The sequence below is a fragment of the Micromonospora sp. NPDC048170 genome (assembly GCF_040652795.1).
Classification (GTDB): domain Bacteria; phylum Actinomycetota; class Actinomycetes; order Mycobacteriales; family Micromonosporaceae; genus Micromonospora.
Genome location: NZ_JBEZMR010000003.1, coordinates 142,288 through 158,135, shown reverse-complemented (window position 1 = coordinate 158,135; position 15,848 = coordinate 142,288). Strand labels below are relative to the sequence as shown.

Here is a 15,848-nt window from a genome sequence, read left to right as displayed (position 1 = left end):
TCCCCGTTGGCCGGCGCTGCGCCGCGCCCGGACCTTTCACGTACCGAGCAGTGTCCGCAGGAAGACTAACGACCGGCGCCGACGATCCGCGTTCGGATTTCCGACCGGCAGAGTGTGGGAAACGCCATGATGCCGTACGCCGATCGGGGTCGGGCCGAGGTCCCCGGTCATCCGGTGAACGAGCCGGCGAGTTCGAGGCGGCTGCGCACGCCGAGCTTGTGGTAGGAGCGCTGGAGGTGGTTCTCCACGGTGCGTACCGACAGGCGCAGCCGGTGGGCGATCGCGCTGTTGTCCAGCCCGGTGGCGGCCAGTTCGCAGATCTCGCGTTCCCGGCCGGTCAGTGGGCTCGGCGCGGATTCGACCAGCCCGCACCACGCCGGCCAGTACCCGTCGCAGTGCCGCCGCAGCTTCTCGGCGCGCGCGGCGTGGGCGTTGGCGGCGCGATGTTCACCACGCCCGCGCCGGGCCGTCCCGGCGGCGACCGTCGCCTCCAGCTCCAGGGAGGCGTATCCCCGTTCGTCGAACGCCCCCGCCAGCCGCTCCAGCGCGTCGGGGTCCGACCGGGCCAGCGCGGCGGCCAGGTCGGCGTGGAGCTGGAAGAGCGGGCTGTCGCAGGCGTCGGCGACCTGTCGCAGCTCCGCGGCGGCCGAGGCGGACGGCGCCACCCGGGACAGCAGGTGCAGGGCCTGCGCGGCGATGGTGAGCACGCCGTTCTCGCGGGCCCGGGCGGCCAGCGCGGTGAGCTGCCCGGCCGCGACGGCGAGCCGCCCGGCGGAGACGTGCGTCCAGGCCTGGGCCAGGCCCCAGAAGTCGGCGGGTCGGCTGTGCGCGGGAAGCGGCCCACCCAGTTCGTCGCGGACCTCCCGGACGTCGCGCGACTCACCGGTCTGCGCGGCGAACCACGCGCCCACCGACAGGACGTAGCCACGGATGGGGAACAGCGTCCGCCCGTCGACGAGGGCGCGGGCCTCACGCAGCCAGCGCAGCGCGTCGCGCAGCCGCCCCCGGTGGTAGCGGCAGTTGCCGACCATCAGGGCGAGCAGGGCGACGCCGTCGGACGAGCCGCGGTCGACCGCGTCCAGGTAGTAGGCCTCCGCCGACTCCGTCGCCTGGGTCAGGTTTCCGGACATCACCAGCGCCTGCACGTGCAGGGCCTGGGTGGCGGCGCGCATGGTGGGCCAGGCCTGCGGGAAGGTGACCTCGTCACCGTCGAACATCGCCGCGGCCCGGCCCGGTTCTCCGGTGAAGACCAGCAGGTAGGGCAGGAGCGGGGTGCCGGCCATGCCCAGCAGCGGATCGCGCGGCGGATGCTGGCCGAGACGGGTGACGGTGTCGCGTCCCTCGGCTGTCCGGCCGTCGAAGACGGCCATCGCGGCGACCGCGGTCAGCAGCCCGTCGTGGACGGCGGCGGGCAGGGTCGCCGCCGCGTCGGCGAGCACGCCGCTCGCGGCCTCGGGGCGGCGTAGCCCCCAGAACAGGTTCACCGCCCGCAGCGCCGCCGTCTCGGCGCGGTCGCGGGGGTCGTCGAGCGTCTCGTACGCCCTGCGCAGGTGTTCGTCGGCCTCCTCGCCGCGCCCCTGCGCGACGAGTGCGCGGCCGAGCTGGCGGGCGCCGCGTGGCGAGGCGACCCGACGGGCGAGCCGTTCGGCGAGGCGTGCCCCGCGCCGCAGCAGCGCCGACTCGGAGGCGGCCAGCAGGTCCGCCTCGTCGACGGCGAGGTCGGCCTCGCACCGCCACGACACCACGCGCAGGTGGTCCTCGTGCTGCGCCGTCGAGGTGGCTTCCAGGGCGTCCGCCAGCTCCCGCAGGATGCGGCGGGTGCGCAGCGCACCGGTGCTCGCGCGGGCCGCCTCGGCGTAGAGCGGATGTGCCACCCGGACCAGGCCGCGCTGCTCCCCGGTGGTCAGTTCGATGAGCCCCCGCTCCTCCAGCCGCTCGGCGACCTGCGCCGGGACGAGTCGCTCGATGACAGGCAGCGGCGCGGGCTCGCCGTGTGCGACGTACTGCAACGCTTCGATCTCGTCGGGACCGAGCAGGCTGAGCGTCTCGGCGATGAGGTCGTTCAGGTGCGGGTGCTCCAGCGGGGTTCCGCGCCAGGTCCACACGCCGCGTCGCTGGGCGAGGGCGCCGGTCTGCCGCCCGCCGCGCAGCATCTCGCGCAGGAACAGGGGGTTGCCGCGTACGGCCTGCCAGATGGCGGCGAGAGTCAGGCCGTCGGTCGGCCCGCCCAGCATCGCCCGGACGAGTTCGGCTGTCTCCTCCTGGCTCATCGCCGCCAGCTCCACGCGCTCGACGGGGCCGAGGCGACGCAGGGCGGTGACGGCCGGGCTGGCGACCGCCTCGCTGCGGGCGCTGGCGACGACCCGCACCGCCTCGCCGGCCACGAGCCGTTCGAGCAGCGCCGACGAGGCGTCGTCGAGCCAGTTCACGTCGTCGATGACGACGAGGACCGGCCGGGCCCCGGCGATGGCGCGCAGCCTGGTGGCGACGTCGCGGAAGGCCTCGGCGACCGAGGGCCCCACCGGCTGGGCGACGAGCTGGGCGAGCACGCCGAAGGGCACGCTCTGCCAGCCCGGCGTCGCCGTCACCCACAGCGCCAGGAAGCCACGCCGCTCCGCCTCGCCCAGCACCTCCGTGGCCAGCCGGCTCTTGCCGATCCCGGCTTCCCCCGTGACGAGGGTGCACCGGGTGACGCCGCTGGTCAGGCTGTCGGTCAGCCGGTCGAGCTCACGCCGCCGCCCGACGAGTGGCCATGGTGTGGACAACGGTTCCCTCCCCCACAAGACGGTCTGCCGTGACAGACGCTGTCAGCGGCGCGCGAGGTTGTCGGCGGGGATGACGGTAGGGCACCCGCGAACGTTGAGTACCGAAGTTCTGCCGGCCCTGAGTAGCCCCGGCGGCACCCGTGTACGCATGCTGACCTGCGCATGTAGCTATTTTTCAGTGATGACGCCACCTCGCGGCGTCAGGTTTCAGACACCGTCGCCCGCGTCGTGGCGCGAACCCGGCGGTGACTGTTTCGCGACTGCGATGGAGTACCCGCTACTCACGCCCCGGACCGTGCGCCCGACGAGTCTCAGATGGACGGACCGCGGCACCGGCCGCCGGTCGCGACCAAGGAGGAACCAGATGTCGATCACCGACGTCGTCCGCGCCTGGAAGGACGAGTACTACCGGGGCGAGGCGTCCCTCGACCACCCCGCCGGGCTGGTCGAGCTGAGCCGCGAGGAGCTGGAGACGGTCGCCGGCGGCATGCCGCCGATCGACGGGCACACCGAGAAGTGCTGCCACTGCATGTCGCCCTGCTGACGAGACCTGTCCATCACGGCGACGGCGCCGGAGCCCGGCCACCTGCCGGGCTCCGGCCCACCGCCCTCACCCGAGGATCGGCGATGACTGTTGGGTTCCTACCCGCCCTCTCGCTCACCGAGCGTGTCCCGGTCGACGGGGCCGGCTCGTACCCCGTCTCCGACCGCGCGCGCTGGCGGCTCTCCCGGTGGCGCGACTCGCAGGCCTTCGCCACCGCCGGAGCCTGGCAACGCCGCCTCGCCGCCGACGCGTGCGACGAGGACGTCCTGCTGTCCCTGCTCGACGAGCCCGCCGCGCGGATCGCGGCACGCATCGCGCACCCCCCGGAGTGGTCGCGACGGTTGCAGCGCCTGTACGCCGGGCCGGGCCCCGACGACTGGCGCCCCGAACGGCTGCCGGGACGGCCGCTCGACGACGCGCTGGTCATCGCCGCCCCGATCCTCGCCGACGCCCGCCGTCAGGTCCGCGAGGCAGCGGCGGAACTGGCCGGCCCCACCGCGCCTCTCGATCCGCGTACCGCCGACACGCTCGGCATCGCCGACCTGCTCGACGAGCTGGTCAGGCTGCTCAGCCGCGCGAGCGTGCTGGAGCTGAACGTCGCCCGCGTACGCGGCGAGCTGACCGGGCAGACGCCGGCGCAGCGGTTCGCCGCCTTCTTCGCCCGGATGGCGCAGCCCTCGGCCGCGTCGGGCTTCCTCACCGAGTATCCCGTCCTGGCCCGCCAACTCCTGGACGTCGTCGACGCCTGGCGGTCGTCCACCATCGAGTTCCTGCGGCGGCTGCACGCCGACTGGGCCGTGATCGCGCCGGCCCTCGGCGTGGATCCGCGCGCGCGGCTCACCGGGCTCACGCCCGCCGGTGACGCCCACCGGGGCGGTCGCCGGGTGTGCCTGGTCAGCTTCGACGACGGCTCGCGCGTGGTCTACAAGCCCCGCGACCTCGGCGTGGACGCCCGGTTCCAGCAGTTGCTGGGCTGGCTCAACCGGCGGGACCCCGAGCTGGGCCTGCGCACCATGACGGTGGTGACGCGCGACGGCTACGGCTGGTCCGAGTTCGTCGCCGCCGCCGGACCGACGTCCGTCGCCGGCTACGCCCGCCGCTACGGAAGCCTGCTCGCCCTGCTGCACACGCTGGGCGCCAGCGACTGCCACCCCCGCAACGTGGTGGGTGCCGGCGACACGCCGGTGCTCGTCGACCTGGAGACCCTGTTCACCCCGGCGCTGACCCGCGGTTCACGTGACGCCGCCGCCGGGGAGGCCGTCACCGCCTCCGTGCTCGCCGTCGGCCTGCTGCCCTCGGCCGAGCAACCGGTGGGCGAGGCCGCGCCGTGCAACTGCGCCGAATGGCTCGGCGCGGGCACCGACGAGATGCAGCTGCACGTCCCGGGCGTGCACATCGGGCACGGGAAGCCCGACGTTCCCGAGGGCGTCCGTCCCGCCGACCTGCGCGCACACGAGACCGACGTCGTCGCCGGCTTCCGCCGCACGTACGACCTGCTGCACCGCCACGCCGGAGTGCTGGCCGACCGGGTACGCGCCTTCGCCGGCGACGAGATCCGGGTGGTCCTGCGCCCGACGCGCACCTACGCCCGGCTCCAGGAGGCGCTGCTGCACACCGACCACCTGCGCGACGCCCTCGACCGGGACCGGCTGCTGGACTGGCTCTGGGTCGGCGTGGAGGAACTGCCGGTCCTCGCCACCACGATCGCCGCCGAGCGCGCCGACCTGGCCGCCGGGGACACGCCGCTGTTCACCTCCAGGGTCGGCTCCCGAGAGCTGTGGACGAGCCAGGCCCGGCAACTTCCCGGCGCGCTGGCCCGCTCGGCGCTGGACGAGGCGCTGCGCCGCATCGCCGGCCTGGGCGAGGCCGACCGGGAGCGGCAGGTCTGGCTCATCCGCGCCACGTTCGCGTCGCTGGTCGAGATGCCCGACGCCCCGCACGCCGAGGTGCGCTGGCGTCCCGGGCCGGCGCCGGCCGAGCCGTCCGCGTTCCGGCCACTGCTGGCGCACGCCGCCGAGATCGGCGAGCGGCTCGCGGCGACGGCTCACGGCGGGACCTGGTTCACGTTCGGTCCCACCGTGGGTGCCCGCTGGGCGCCGGCGCCGATGGGAGCCGGTCTCTACGACGGCCTGTCGGGCCTGGCCCTCTTCTACGGCTACCTGGGCGAGACCACCGGGCACGAGGACTTCACCGACCTGGCCGCCGGGATCGCACGGCGGCTGGGCGACCGGCTACGCACCGACGGGTTCCCCACGACCGCCGTCGGCGCCTTCAACGGCTGGGGCGGCCTGTGCTACGCGTACGGTCACCTGGCCGCCCTGTGGGGCGACGACCCGGCTGTCCGTCGCGGCCTGCATCTGGCACTCGGCCGGCTGGAGGCCCTCGCCGACGGCGCCGACGACGCCGACGTGGTCAACGGGCTGGCCGGCGCGGTGCTCGCCGTGCTGGCCTGCGGCGCGGACCCGCAGCGCACGGTCGACCTGGCGTGCCGCCTCGGCGACCGCCTGCTCGCGACGGGCCCGGCCCTCGGGCTGGGCGGGCTGTCCCACGGCGCCGCCGGGGTGGCGGCGGCGCTGTTCGAGCTGTGGAGCGTCACCGGCGAGGAGCGCTACGCCGAGGCCGGACGGGCCGCGCTGGAGTTCGACCGCTCGCTGTTCGACCCGGCCTCGGGCAACTGGGCGGACCTGCGCCGGCCGGGCCTGCTCAGCAACGCCTGGTGCCACGGGGCGCCCGGGATCGGGCTGTCGCGGGTGCGGATCCGGCAGGCGCTGTCCCGCCGCCCGCTGCCGCTGCTCGACGGCCTCGACGCCGAGATCGGGGTGGCGCTGCGCACGACGTTCACGCACGGCTTCGGGCGCAACCACTCCCTGTGCCACGGCGATCTCGGCAACCTCGATTTGCCGCTGCTCGCCGGGGCGGACCCGGCGGCGGTCGGCGCGGTCGTCGACGGCGTGCTGCGCGACGTGGCCGCCCACGGGTGGCGCTGCGCCAACCCGGCCGGGCTCGACTCGCCGGAGCTGATGACCGGGCTGGCCGGGATCGGGTACCAGCTGATGCGGCTGGCGGAGCCGGAGCGCGTGCCGTCGCTGCTGACCCTGGCGGGCACCCCGTGAGGCGACGCGGCAGGGTGCCCGTCGTCCTGCAGATGACCGACGCCGACTGCGGCGCCGCCTGCCTCGCGATGGTCCTGCGCCACGCCGGCGTCCGCGCCACGCTCGCCGGGTGCCGCGAGCACCTCGGCGTGGGCCGCGACGGGGTCAGCGCACTGGCCCTGCTGGACGCGGCCGGCGAGATGGGGCTGCGCGCGAACGCCTACCGGGCGGCCCCGGAGGACCTCGCGTCGCTGCCGATGCCACTGATCGCACACTGGGAGGGCTCGCACTTCGTCGTCGTGGAGCGCCGCACCCGGCACGGGTTCTCGATGGTGGACCCCGCCCTGGGCCGCCGGACGGTCCCGTTCGCCGAGGCGGCCGAGTTCCTCACCGGCACCGTGCTGGTGTTCACCGGCCGTACGACCACAGCCGGCCCGGCCAGGAGCGTCGCGGGCCCCCGTACGCCGTGGCTGCGCCGCGGCTACCGGATGGCGCGCGCCTTCCTGCCCGCGCTGTGGACGGTGCTGTCCGTCTCCGTGGTCCTGCAACTGCTCGGGCTCGCCCTGCCGCTGGCCATGTCGACCGCCCTCGACGCGATCCTGCCGGCGCGCGAGACCGGGCTGCTGCCCTACCTCGGCCTGGCCGTGCTGGCGCTGGCCCTGACCCAGTTCGGCCTGGCGCACCTGCGTTCGATGCTGCTGGTGAACCTCCAGTCGCGGGTGGACCGGGAGTTGATGACCCGGCTCTTCGCCCACCTGATGAGCCTGCCGTTCCGCTTCTTCCAGCAGCGCTCCAGCGGGGACCTGATGCAGCGGCTGGCGAGCAGCGTGCTGCTGCGGGAGATCGTGACGACCCAGGTGCTGACCGCCGTGATCGACGGCGCGCTGGTGGTCGGGTACTTCGCGGTGCTGTTCGTCGCCGACGTCGGGTTCGCCACGGTGGCGCTGGGCATCGGCCTGGTCCAGGTGTGCGCGGTCGCGGCGGTCAACCGGCGCCTGCTGCACCTGAACCACCGACAGCTCACCGTGCAGGCGGAGGCGGAGAGCGTGCTCATCGAGGCGCTGTCGGGCATCGCCACCATCAAGTCGATGGGCGCCGAGAAGCACGTGTACGACCATTGGCTGGGCCGCTACTCGGCGGCGCTCGCGGTGGATCGGGCGCGCAGCCGGCTGTCGGCGACCGTCGACAACGTGGCAGCGACCGTACGGCTCGTCGGGCCGCTGGCCCTGCTGTGGCTGGGCATGTACCGGATCTTCGCCGACGGCATGAGTCTGGGTGACGCGATGGGCCTGCAGATGCTGGCGCTGGCCGCGATCGCCCCGCTGGGTTCGCTGGTCGCCAGCGCACAGGTACTCCAGTCGGTCGCCTCGACCGTGCAGCGGCTGCGCGACGTCTTCTCCGCCCGTCCCGAGATCGAGGACGCGTCGCAACTGCTGTCGCCGACGCTGCGCGGGCGGGTCGAGGTGCGCGGGCTCAGCTTCCGGTACGACGGCACGGGCCCGGACGTGCTGCGGGACGTCTCGTTCACCGTCGAGCCCGGCCGGACGGTGGCGGTCGTGGGTGCCTCGGGCAGCGGCAAGAGCACCCTGGCGATGCTGCTGACCGGGCTCTACCGGCCGACCGGCGGTCAGATCCACTTCGACGGGGTGCCGCTGGAGCGCATCGGCCCGGACGCCCTGCGTCGCCAGTTCGGCGTGGTGTTCCAGGAGAGCTACCTGTTCCGGGACTCGATCCGGCGCAACATCGCCCTCGCCCGCCCGGACCTGCCTCTGGCGGACGTGCGGCGGGTCGCCCGGCTGGCCGCCATCGACGCCGACATCGAGGCCATGCCGATGCGGTACGACACCCGGGTCGCCGAGCGCGGCCAGGCGCTCTCGGGCGGGCAGCGGCAACGCCTCTCCATCGCCCGGGCACTCGCCGGCGAGCCGGTGATCCTGCTGCTGGACGAGGCGACGAGCCACCTCGACGTGGCCACGGAACGCAGGGTGAGCCAGGCGGTCGCGGCACTGCGCTGCACCCAGATCATCATCGCGCACCGGCTGAGCACGGTGCGCCACGCCGACGAGATCCTCGTGCTCGACGGGGGCACGGTCGCCGAGCGCGGCGGCCACGACGAGTTGCTGGCGCTCGGCGGCAGGTACGCGGACATGGTCCGCGCACAGCTCGACACCCCGACAGACGTACAGGCCGACGCGCCGGCGGAGCACGAGCCGGCCGTCGCCGGAGGGAGCCACCGATGAGTGTCACGTTGCCGTTCGAGCGGGTCCTCGTCGCCGCCTGCGGATCGAGCGGCGCCATGTCGCTGCCGCAGTCGCTGCTGGCGATGAGGCACGCGCTCGGTCTCGAGGTGAGGGTGGTGATGACCGGGGCCGCCGCGACGTTCGTGACCCCCACGGCCCTGGCGGCGGTCACCGGGTATCCGGTGACCGTCGAGGAGCCCCGGGGGCAGCCCGGGGTCCCCCACCTGGACCTGACCGAGTGGGCGCAGCTGGTGCTCGTGCTGCCTGCCACCGCCAACACCCTGGCCAAGGCGGCGCTGGGCATGGCCGACAACCTGGTCACGGCGTGCGTGCTGGCCTCCGCCGCACCCGTGGTGTTCGTACCCGCGATGAACGTGCGGATGTGGGAGAAGCCCGCCGTGCAGCGCAACGTCGCGCAGTTGCGCGCGGACGGGTACGGCGTCGTGCCGCCCTCACGGGTCATCGCGCTCAGCTCCGGCACCGCCACGGGCATCGGCGTGCCCGGCATCGAGACGGTGCTGGAGTGGGCGGTGGGTCACCTGTCCTCGGCGGGATCCGGGCCGGACGTGGGCAAGGTGGCCTCCGATGGCTGACGTCATCGGGCGCGAGGCGCGGGCGTCGCGGTGGGTGGCGGGCCTGATGGCGCTGCTGGGCGTCGGTCTGACCGGCTGGGTGGCGGTGCCGGTCGTACGGCAGCGGCTGGCGCCGCCCGCGCCGATCGCGTCGTTCGGGGTGGCCGAGACAGCGGCCGGCTGCGATCCGGAGCTGACCGACCCGGTGTCGGGCAAGGGGGTCCACGTCGGGCGGGGGACGCGCGTCGCCTACCTGACGGTGCCGCCGTCGTCCGGGCCGCACTACGAGCTGCCCGCGCCGATGCGCCGGTTCTACCTGGCCGGTGACCGGCCCCCGGTGGAGGTGCTGGTGCACAACCTGGAGCACGGCTACACGGTGGTCTGGTACTCGGACGACCTGCCGGCGCCCCAGGTGGAGGCCCTGCGCGGCCTGGCCGCGAGGCTCGGCGCCGACGAGCGGACCGCCAAGTTCGTCGCCGCGCCGTGGGACAGGTCCTACGGCCGCTTCCCGCCGGGGCGCCGCGTCGGCATCAGCCGCTGGGGCGCCACGGCCGGCTACCGCCTGCTGTGCGGATCGGTCAGCGGCGCCGTCATCGAGCGTTTCCTCGCCGCCCACCCGCCGACCGACTCGCCAGAACCGGAGGGGGCGTGACCGCGGCTGTCCCGCGCGGGGCCCGGCGCGCCCGCCGCCTCCGGTCAGCCCACCTTGGGTACGGCGCGGGCGATGATCGCGGTGAGGTCGGCACCGCGGGGCAGCGTGCCGTACGCCTGGCCGTGGTCGCCGCCGAGCCGGGAGGCGCAGAAGGCGTCGGCGACGGCGGGGTGCCCGTGCCGCACCAGCAGCGAGCCCTGGAGGACCAGGGCGAGCCGTTCGACGACGCGGCGGGCCCGCAGTTCGAGGTCGTCGTGGTCGGACAGGTCGGCGCGCACCTGGCGTACGGCGGCGTCGAGGCGCGCGTCGGCGCCGGCGGCGGCGGTCACCTCGGCCTGGAACGCCTGCATGACCTCGGGTTCCCGGGTGAGGGCGCGCAGCACGTCCAGCGCGGCGACATTGCCGGAGCCCTCCCAGATCGAGTTCAGCGGGGACTCGCGGAACAGCCTCGGCATGCCCGACTCCTCGACGTAGCCGTTGCCGCCCAGGCATTCGAGGGCCTCGGCGGCGTGGCCCGGCCAGCGCTTGCAGACCCAGTACTTGCCGACGGCGAGGGCGAGGCGCTTGAACGCGGTCTCGCCGGCATCGCCGCGCGCGGACCGGTCGGTCGCTCCGGCGAGCCGCATCATGAGCACGGTGGCGGCCTCGGACTCGACCGCGAGGTCGGCGAGCACGTTGCGCATCAGCGGCTGGTCGACGAGGTACCGGCCGAACGCCTGCCGGTGGGCGGCGTGGTGGGCGGCGGTGATCACGCCCTGGCGCATCCCGGCCGCCGCGCCGATGACGCAGTCGAGGCGGGTGAGGTTGACCATGTCGATGATGGTGCGTACGCCACGGCCCTCGTCCCCGACCCGCCAGGCGACCGCGTGCTCGTACTCGACCTCGGCCGAGGCGTTGGACCGGTTGCCGAGCTTGTCCTTGAGGCGCATCAGCCGCATCGGGTTGGCCGTGCCGTCGGGCAGGACGCGCGGGACGAGGAAGCAGGTGAGCCCGCCCGGCGCCTGGGCGAGGGTGAGGAAGACGTCGCACATGGGCGCCGAGGTGAACCACTTGTGCCCGAGGAGCCGGTAGGTGCCGTCCGGCTCGGGGCGGGCGGTGGTGGTGTTGGCGCGGACGTCCGAGCCGCCCTGCTTCTCCGTCATCGACATGCCGGCCAGCAGTCCCCGCTTGGCCAGGGGCGGGCGCAGCCCGAAGTCGTACGTGGTGGCGGTGAGCAGCGGCTCGTACGTCGCGGCCAGTTCCGGGGCGTGCCGCAGCGCCGGCACCGCCGCGTACGTCATGGAGATCGGGCAGCCGTGGCCGGCGTCGGGGCGCCAGGTGTAGAACTTCGCCGCCCGCGCCACGTGTGCGCCCGGCCGGTCGTCCGCCCACGGTGCGGCGTGCAGGCCGTGCGTGACCGCGACCCGCATCAGCTCGTGCCAGGCCGGGTGGAACTCCACCTCGTCGACGCGGTTGCCGTGCCGGTCGTGGGTGCGCAGGACCGGCGGGTGCTCGTTGGCCAGCCGGCCGTGGTCGATCGCCTGCTCGGCGCCGCCCAGCCGGCCCAGCTCGTGCAGCTCGGCGGTGGCCCAGCCGGCGCCCTCACGTTCGAGCCCGTCGAGCAGCGCCGGGTCGTCGGCCGCGTCGTGCCCGGCCAGCGGGGGAACCTGGTTGAAGACCTCGTGCGTCGTCACGGCGACACTCCCAACGCGCGGTGGAGGAACGTGGTCAGGTGGGCGATGGTGTCCGGGCCGGCGACCCCGGCGGACAGGGGGCCGACCATGGCCTCGGCCAGGGCGCCGACCAACGCGGTGGCGGTCAGCTCGGGATCCTGCGGGGGAAGCTCGCCGTTCGCCACCCCCTCGGCGACGTAGCCGGCGATCAGTTCGGCGTACGCACGGCGGAAGACGAGCCGCTCGGCGTCGACCGCCGGGTCGGCCGGCTCGGCGAGCAGGGCGTACGCCAGTCGTGGGGACCGCAGTGCCCGGCCGGAGAACGTCTCGACGACGGCGGACACCCGCTCGGCGACGGTGGTCTCCAGCGCCGCCGCACGCGCCACCGCGTCCACCTCGCGCTGCGAGGCCGTGCGGAACACCTCGGCGACCAGGTCGGCCTTCGTGGGGAAGTGCCGGTAGACGCTGCCGGTCGCCATCCCGGCCCGCTCGGCGACGGCGGCGACCGAACAGCCGGCGTACCCGTGCGCGGCCGTGATCTCCAGCGCGGCGGCGACGATCCGTTCCCGGGACGCGCTCAGCCGAGCCCTCACGCGATCGGTGCTCCGGTAGACCACGCAAGGATTGAACCATCATTCAGTCCTTGGCGACAAGGGTGCCGCCGTACGGGCCCGTCAGGGCTTGGCGGTCAGCCCCACGAGGCGATCCCGCTCTCACCAACAGAAAGGCCACCTCCCTGATTCGGGAGGTGGCCTTTCATCCACGGAGCCGTCGATCCGCAGGCAGGTCAGGATGTGAGCGGGTCAGCAGCCCTGACGCCGGCTGAAGATCTGGTGGCGCTGGCCGGCCCAACCGATGTAGCCGACCGCCTCGACGCAGTAGTTCGCCGTGCCGGTGACGCCGACCGGGCCGGCGTGGTAGCTGAAGTCACCCGAATCGGTGTCGGCGCTGCCCGAGCGGGTGCAGTGCGCGCCCTCACCCGAACGCTCCGCGCAGCGGTAGATCTGCACGAAGGTGGGCGCCGACTTCCCGTACGCCGCGCCACGGTGGTAGAAGCACGCGCTGTTGGTGCCCCCGTTGCTGCTGTTGTAGTAGATCACCAGTTCGCCGTAGCCCGACGACTGCACCTGGCTGTAGATGATCGTGCCCGAGCAGGAGCCGGCCGCCTGGGCGGCGGGTGCGCCGACCGTCAGGACCGTCGCGCCGGTCACCAACGCCATCAGCATCGAGAGAATTCTCTTCAAGGTCACCAATCCCCCGTTCCACAGTCGACTTTCGACCGATGGCGATCATGATTGCACGGCCCGGCAACCGTGCCGGCCTGGGCACGCCCGGCGGCTCCGGTCGCAGGTTCGGTCACCGCCGCGAATCCCGGACCACAGTAGACTCCACCGCCGCTGCCACCGGGCGTGGTGGTTCGGGACTGTTTCGCCCGCCATCGGGCCCGACGACGACCGGAGTGAAGATGCTCAACAGGCGACGGATCATCACCGCAGGAGCGGGACTGTTTCCCGCCATCGCGCTCGGCGCGGGCGCCGCCCGGGCGTCGGCCGTCCCGACAGCGACGGCCGCGACGGTGGAGACCTCCGGGGTCGCGCCCGCGGCGCTCGCCGGTTTCGACAACGTCCTGAAGACCTACGTCACCGAACGCGGCATCTCCTGCGCGCAGCTCGCGATCACCAAGAACGGCCGACTGGTGCTCGCCCGCGGCTACCGCTACGCCACCGGCGGCACCACCGTCCCGGCGGTCTCCCCCACCTCGCTGTTCCGGATCGCCAGCCTGAGCAAGCACGTCACCGCCACCGCCGTCCTGCGGCTGGCCCAGGACGGCGTACTGAACCTGGACGCACCGGTTGCCCCGTTGCTCGGCCTGTCGATCGCCACCGACCCCCGGCTGGCGAACGTCACGGTCCGGCGGCTGCTGCACCACACCGGCGGCTGGGACCGGGACCTCTCCGGCGACTACCTGTACCTGGACCACACGATCTCGGGCTCGCTCGGCGTGCCGCTGCCGATCAGCCAGGACCACATCATCCGGTACGCCTCCAGCCGCCCGCTCGACTTCGCCCCCGGCACCCGGTACGCCTACAGCAACTACGGCTACCTGCTGCTCGGCCGGATCGTCGAGAAGGTCTCCGGAACCAGCTACGAGTCGTACGTCAAGCAGAAGCTCCTGGCCCCCGTCGGCATCACCCGGATGCGGCTCGGCCGCACCCTGCGCGCGGAGGCCGCCCCGACCGAGGTGGTCTACGACTCGCAGTACACCAGCCGCACCGTCACCGACGCGTCGGGCACGGTGGTGCCCACCCCGTACGGCGGATTCAGCATGGCCAACCGCGGGCCCGGCGGCGGCTGGCTCGCCTCGGCGGTCGACCTGGTGCGCTTCGCGCGGGTGTTCGACGCCGCCGGCCCGGTGCTGAACGCGACCTCGATCGCCGGGATGTTCGCCAAGCCGGAGACCGGGGTCACCGAGAGCGGTTCCTGGTACGGGGCCGGTTGGTGGGTACGGCAGGTCACCGGCAACCTCAACACCTGGCACGACGGCTCGCTGCCCGGCACCTACACCTATCTCGCCCGGCTACAGAACGGCTTCACCTACGCCGCCCTGTTCAACCGGCGCGAGGAGGCCGGCAGCCTCGACTTCAACGTGCTGAGCCCACGGATCAACGCCGAGATCGGCAAGGTGACGAGTTGGCCGACGACCGACCTCTTCCCCGGCTACTTCTGACCGGCGTCGCTCGATCCCCCCGGGGCGACGCGCGCGAAACCGACGCGTGTCGCCCGGCGCCGCTGGGGTAACGTGCGGGCCATGTCGAGCCCCGAGGCATCCAGGGTGAGGGCTTTCGGTCACGCCGTCAGCCCCCTGAACCACTGAGTTCCCAGCTTCCGCCGTCCCGCCGCAACCTGCGGCCGGACGCGTTCGTTCGTGGGCGCTGACCGCGGTGACGAGACGTCTCTTCTCGTTTCTTCTCCTCACCTCGGAGCCACTCGATGCCTCGCCCGCTGTACCTGCTTGCCGTGGCCGTGTTCGCCATGGGCACCTCGGAATTCATGCTCGCCGGTCTCCTGCCGGCCATCGCCTCGGACCTCGACGTGACCGTCGGGGCAGCGGGCCTGCTCACCTCGGCCTTCGCGATCGGAATGGTCGTCGGCGCCCCCCTCATGGCCGGGCTCGCCCGCAACTGGCCCGGGCGGTCCAGCCTCCTCGGGTTCGTCCTCGTGTTCCTGGCCGCTCACCTCGTGGGCGCTGCCACCTCGAGCTTCCTGGTCCTGTTCGTGACCCGGCTGGTCGCCGCGCTCGCGAACGCGGGATTCCTCGCCGTGGCGCTGACGGTCGCCGCCAGGCTGGTCGCCCCCGGCCGGCGGGGACGCGCGCTCGCCGTGCTGCTGTCGGGCACGACGGCGGCCACGGTCGCCGGGGTTCCGGGAGGGGCGGCACTCGGCGCGATGCTCGGGTGGCGGGCCACGTTCTGGGCCGTCGCCGTTCTCTGTCTGCCCGCGGCCATCGGCATCCTCAGAGGAATCCCGGCGCGCCCCGCGCAGGAGGACGAGACCGGGGGGCCGGCCCTGCGCTCGGAGCTCGCCCAGCTCAGGCGTCCGCGGCTGATCCTGGTCATGCTACTCGGCGCACTGGTGAACGCGGCGACCTTCGGAAGCTTCACCTTCCTCGCTCCCGTCGTGACCGACACCGCCGGGCTGGGCGGGTTGTGGGTCTCCGTCGTACTGGTGATCTTCGGTGTCGGTTCGTTCGTCGGTGTCACCGTCGCCGGACGGCTGTCCGACCAGCGTCCCGGCCTGGTCGTCGCGGCCGGAGGCCCGCTGCTGCTCGTCGGCTGGCTCGCCCTGGCGGTGCTGGCCGGGAAACCGGCCGCTCTGCTCGTCCTCGTGTTCGTCCAGGGGGCACTGTCGTTCGCACTGGGCAGCACGCTGATCGCGCGGGTCCTGTACGAGGCGGCGGGGGCACCCACCATGGGCGGCTCGTACGCGACCGCCGCACTCAACGTCGGCGCCGCCGCCGGACCGGTCGTCGCCGCGACCACGCTCAACACCGCACTCGGAAACGTCGGGCCATTCTGGGGAAGCGGTCTCCTCGTCGCGGTCGCGCTGCTCGTGGCACTCCCCTTCAGGGGTGTGATCGCGGCTGGTGGAGGCAACGAGGCGGTACGCCGACGCGTGCGGACGCCCCGCTGAGCATCGATGGGCGCGAAGGCTCGTCGAACGCCGTCGCACCACGCTCTGCACTTCCGGCGTCGATCCGGGTCAATGGCGGTCAGCTCTTGCCTCAAAGGTCAAATGTCGGGAAAACTGGCCACGATCCTCGTGTGGGCCAG

11 protein-coding genes are annotated in these 15,848 nt (G+C 73.6%); 7 read left to right on the top strand and 4 right to left on the bottom strand.

Features of this window, described 5'->3' with window-relative positions; translation table 11 throughout:
- Positions 1–167: 167 nt before the first annotated feature.
- Complete coding sequence (locus AB0D32_RS07295) at positions 168–2,765, bottom strand: AAA family ATPase (RefSeq protein ID WP_357086030.1); 2,598 nt, start codon at positions 2,763–2,765, stop codon at positions 168–170.
- A 364-nt stretch (positions 2,766–3,129) separates the two neighbouring features.
- Between AB0D32_RS07295 and AB0D32_RS07290 the strand changes: the two genes are divergently transcribed.
- From AB0D32_RS07290 to AB0D32_RS07270, 5 genes are all read left to right on the top strand, one after another.
- On the top strand, positions 3,130–3,309 hold the full coding sequence (locus AB0D32_RS07290) for a mersacidin/lichenicidin family type 2 lantibiotic (protein WP_357086027.1): 180 nt from the start codon (positions 3,130–3,132) through the stop codon (positions 3,307–3,309).
- A gap of 83 nt (positions 3,310–3,392) precedes the next feature.
- Complete coding sequence (locus AB0D32_RS07285; protein ID WP_357086024.1) at positions 3,393–6,422, top strand: type 2 lanthipeptide synthetase LanM family protein; 3,030 nt, start codon at positions 3,393–3,395, stop codon at positions 6,420–6,422.
- Between the two features lie 14 nt (positions 6,423–6,436).
- The gene (locus tag AB0D32_RS07280) at positions 6,437–8,641 is read left to right on the top strand and encodes a peptidase domain-containing ABC transporter (protein ID WP_357086021.1); all 2,205 of its coding nucleotides are present in this window, start codon (positions 6,437–6,439) and stop codon (positions 8,639–8,641) included.
- Positions 8,638–9,234 (top strand): flavoprotein, encoded by a 597-nt coding sequence (locus AB0D32_RS07275; protein ID WP_357086018.1) that lies wholly within the window; start codon positions 8,638–8,640, stop codon positions 9,232–9,234. The genes AB0D32_RS07280 and AB0D32_RS07275 overlap by 4 nt, the downstream gene beginning before the upstream one ends.
- Positions 9,227–9,865: a DUF3105 domain-containing protein gene (locus AB0D32_RS07270; RefSeq protein ID WP_357086015.1), complete on the top strand. Its 639-nt coding sequence runs from the start codon at positions 9,227–9,229 to the stop codon at positions 9,863–9,865. The genes AB0D32_RS07275 and AB0D32_RS07270 overlap by 8 nt, the downstream gene beginning before the upstream one ends.
- Before the next feature lie 44 nt (positions 9,866–9,909).
- Here AB0D32_RS07270 and AB0D32_RS07265 read toward each other — a convergent pair whose 3' ends face one another.
- The 3 genes from AB0D32_RS07265 to AB0D32_RS07255 form a co-directional block, all read right to left on the bottom strand.
- Positions 9,910–11,538, bottom strand: coding sequence for an isovaleryl-CoA dehydrogenase (locus AB0D32_RS07265; protein WP_357086013.1), 1,629 nt, complete (start codon positions 11,536–11,538; stop codon positions 9,910–9,912).
- Complete coding sequence (locus tag AB0D32_RS07260) at positions 11,535–12,110, bottom strand: TetR/AcrR family transcriptional regulator (RefSeq protein ID WP_357086009.1); 576 nt, start codon at positions 12,108–12,110, stop codon at positions 11,535–11,537. The genes AB0D32_RS07265 and AB0D32_RS07260 overlap by 4 nt, the downstream gene beginning before the upstream one ends.
- Before the next feature lie 210 nt (positions 12,111–12,320).
- A complete protein-coding gene (locus tag AB0D32_RS07255; RefSeq protein WP_357086006.1) occupies positions 12,321–12,767 on the bottom strand; it encodes a hypothetical protein in 447 nt (148 codons plus the stop codon).
- Between the two features lie 215 nt (positions 12,768–12,982).
- Here AB0D32_RS07255 and AB0D32_RS07250 point away from each other — a divergent pair, with 215 nt between their 5' ends.
- Both AB0D32_RS07250 and AB0D32_RS07245 read left to right on the top strand, forming a co-directional pair.
- Positions 12,983–14,245, top strand: coding sequence for a serine hydrolase domain-containing protein (locus AB0D32_RS07250; RefSeq protein WP_357086003.1), 1,263 nt, complete (start codon positions 12,983–12,985; stop codon positions 14,243–14,245).
- Positions 14,246–14,508: 263 nt separating this feature from the next.
- Entirely contained in the window at positions 14,509–15,708 is a 1,200-nt protein-coding gene (locus tag AB0D32_RS07245; protein ID WP_357086000.1) for a Cmx/CmrA family chloramphenicol efflux MFS transporter, read from the top strand.
- Positions 15,709–15,848 lie beyond the last annotated feature (140 nt).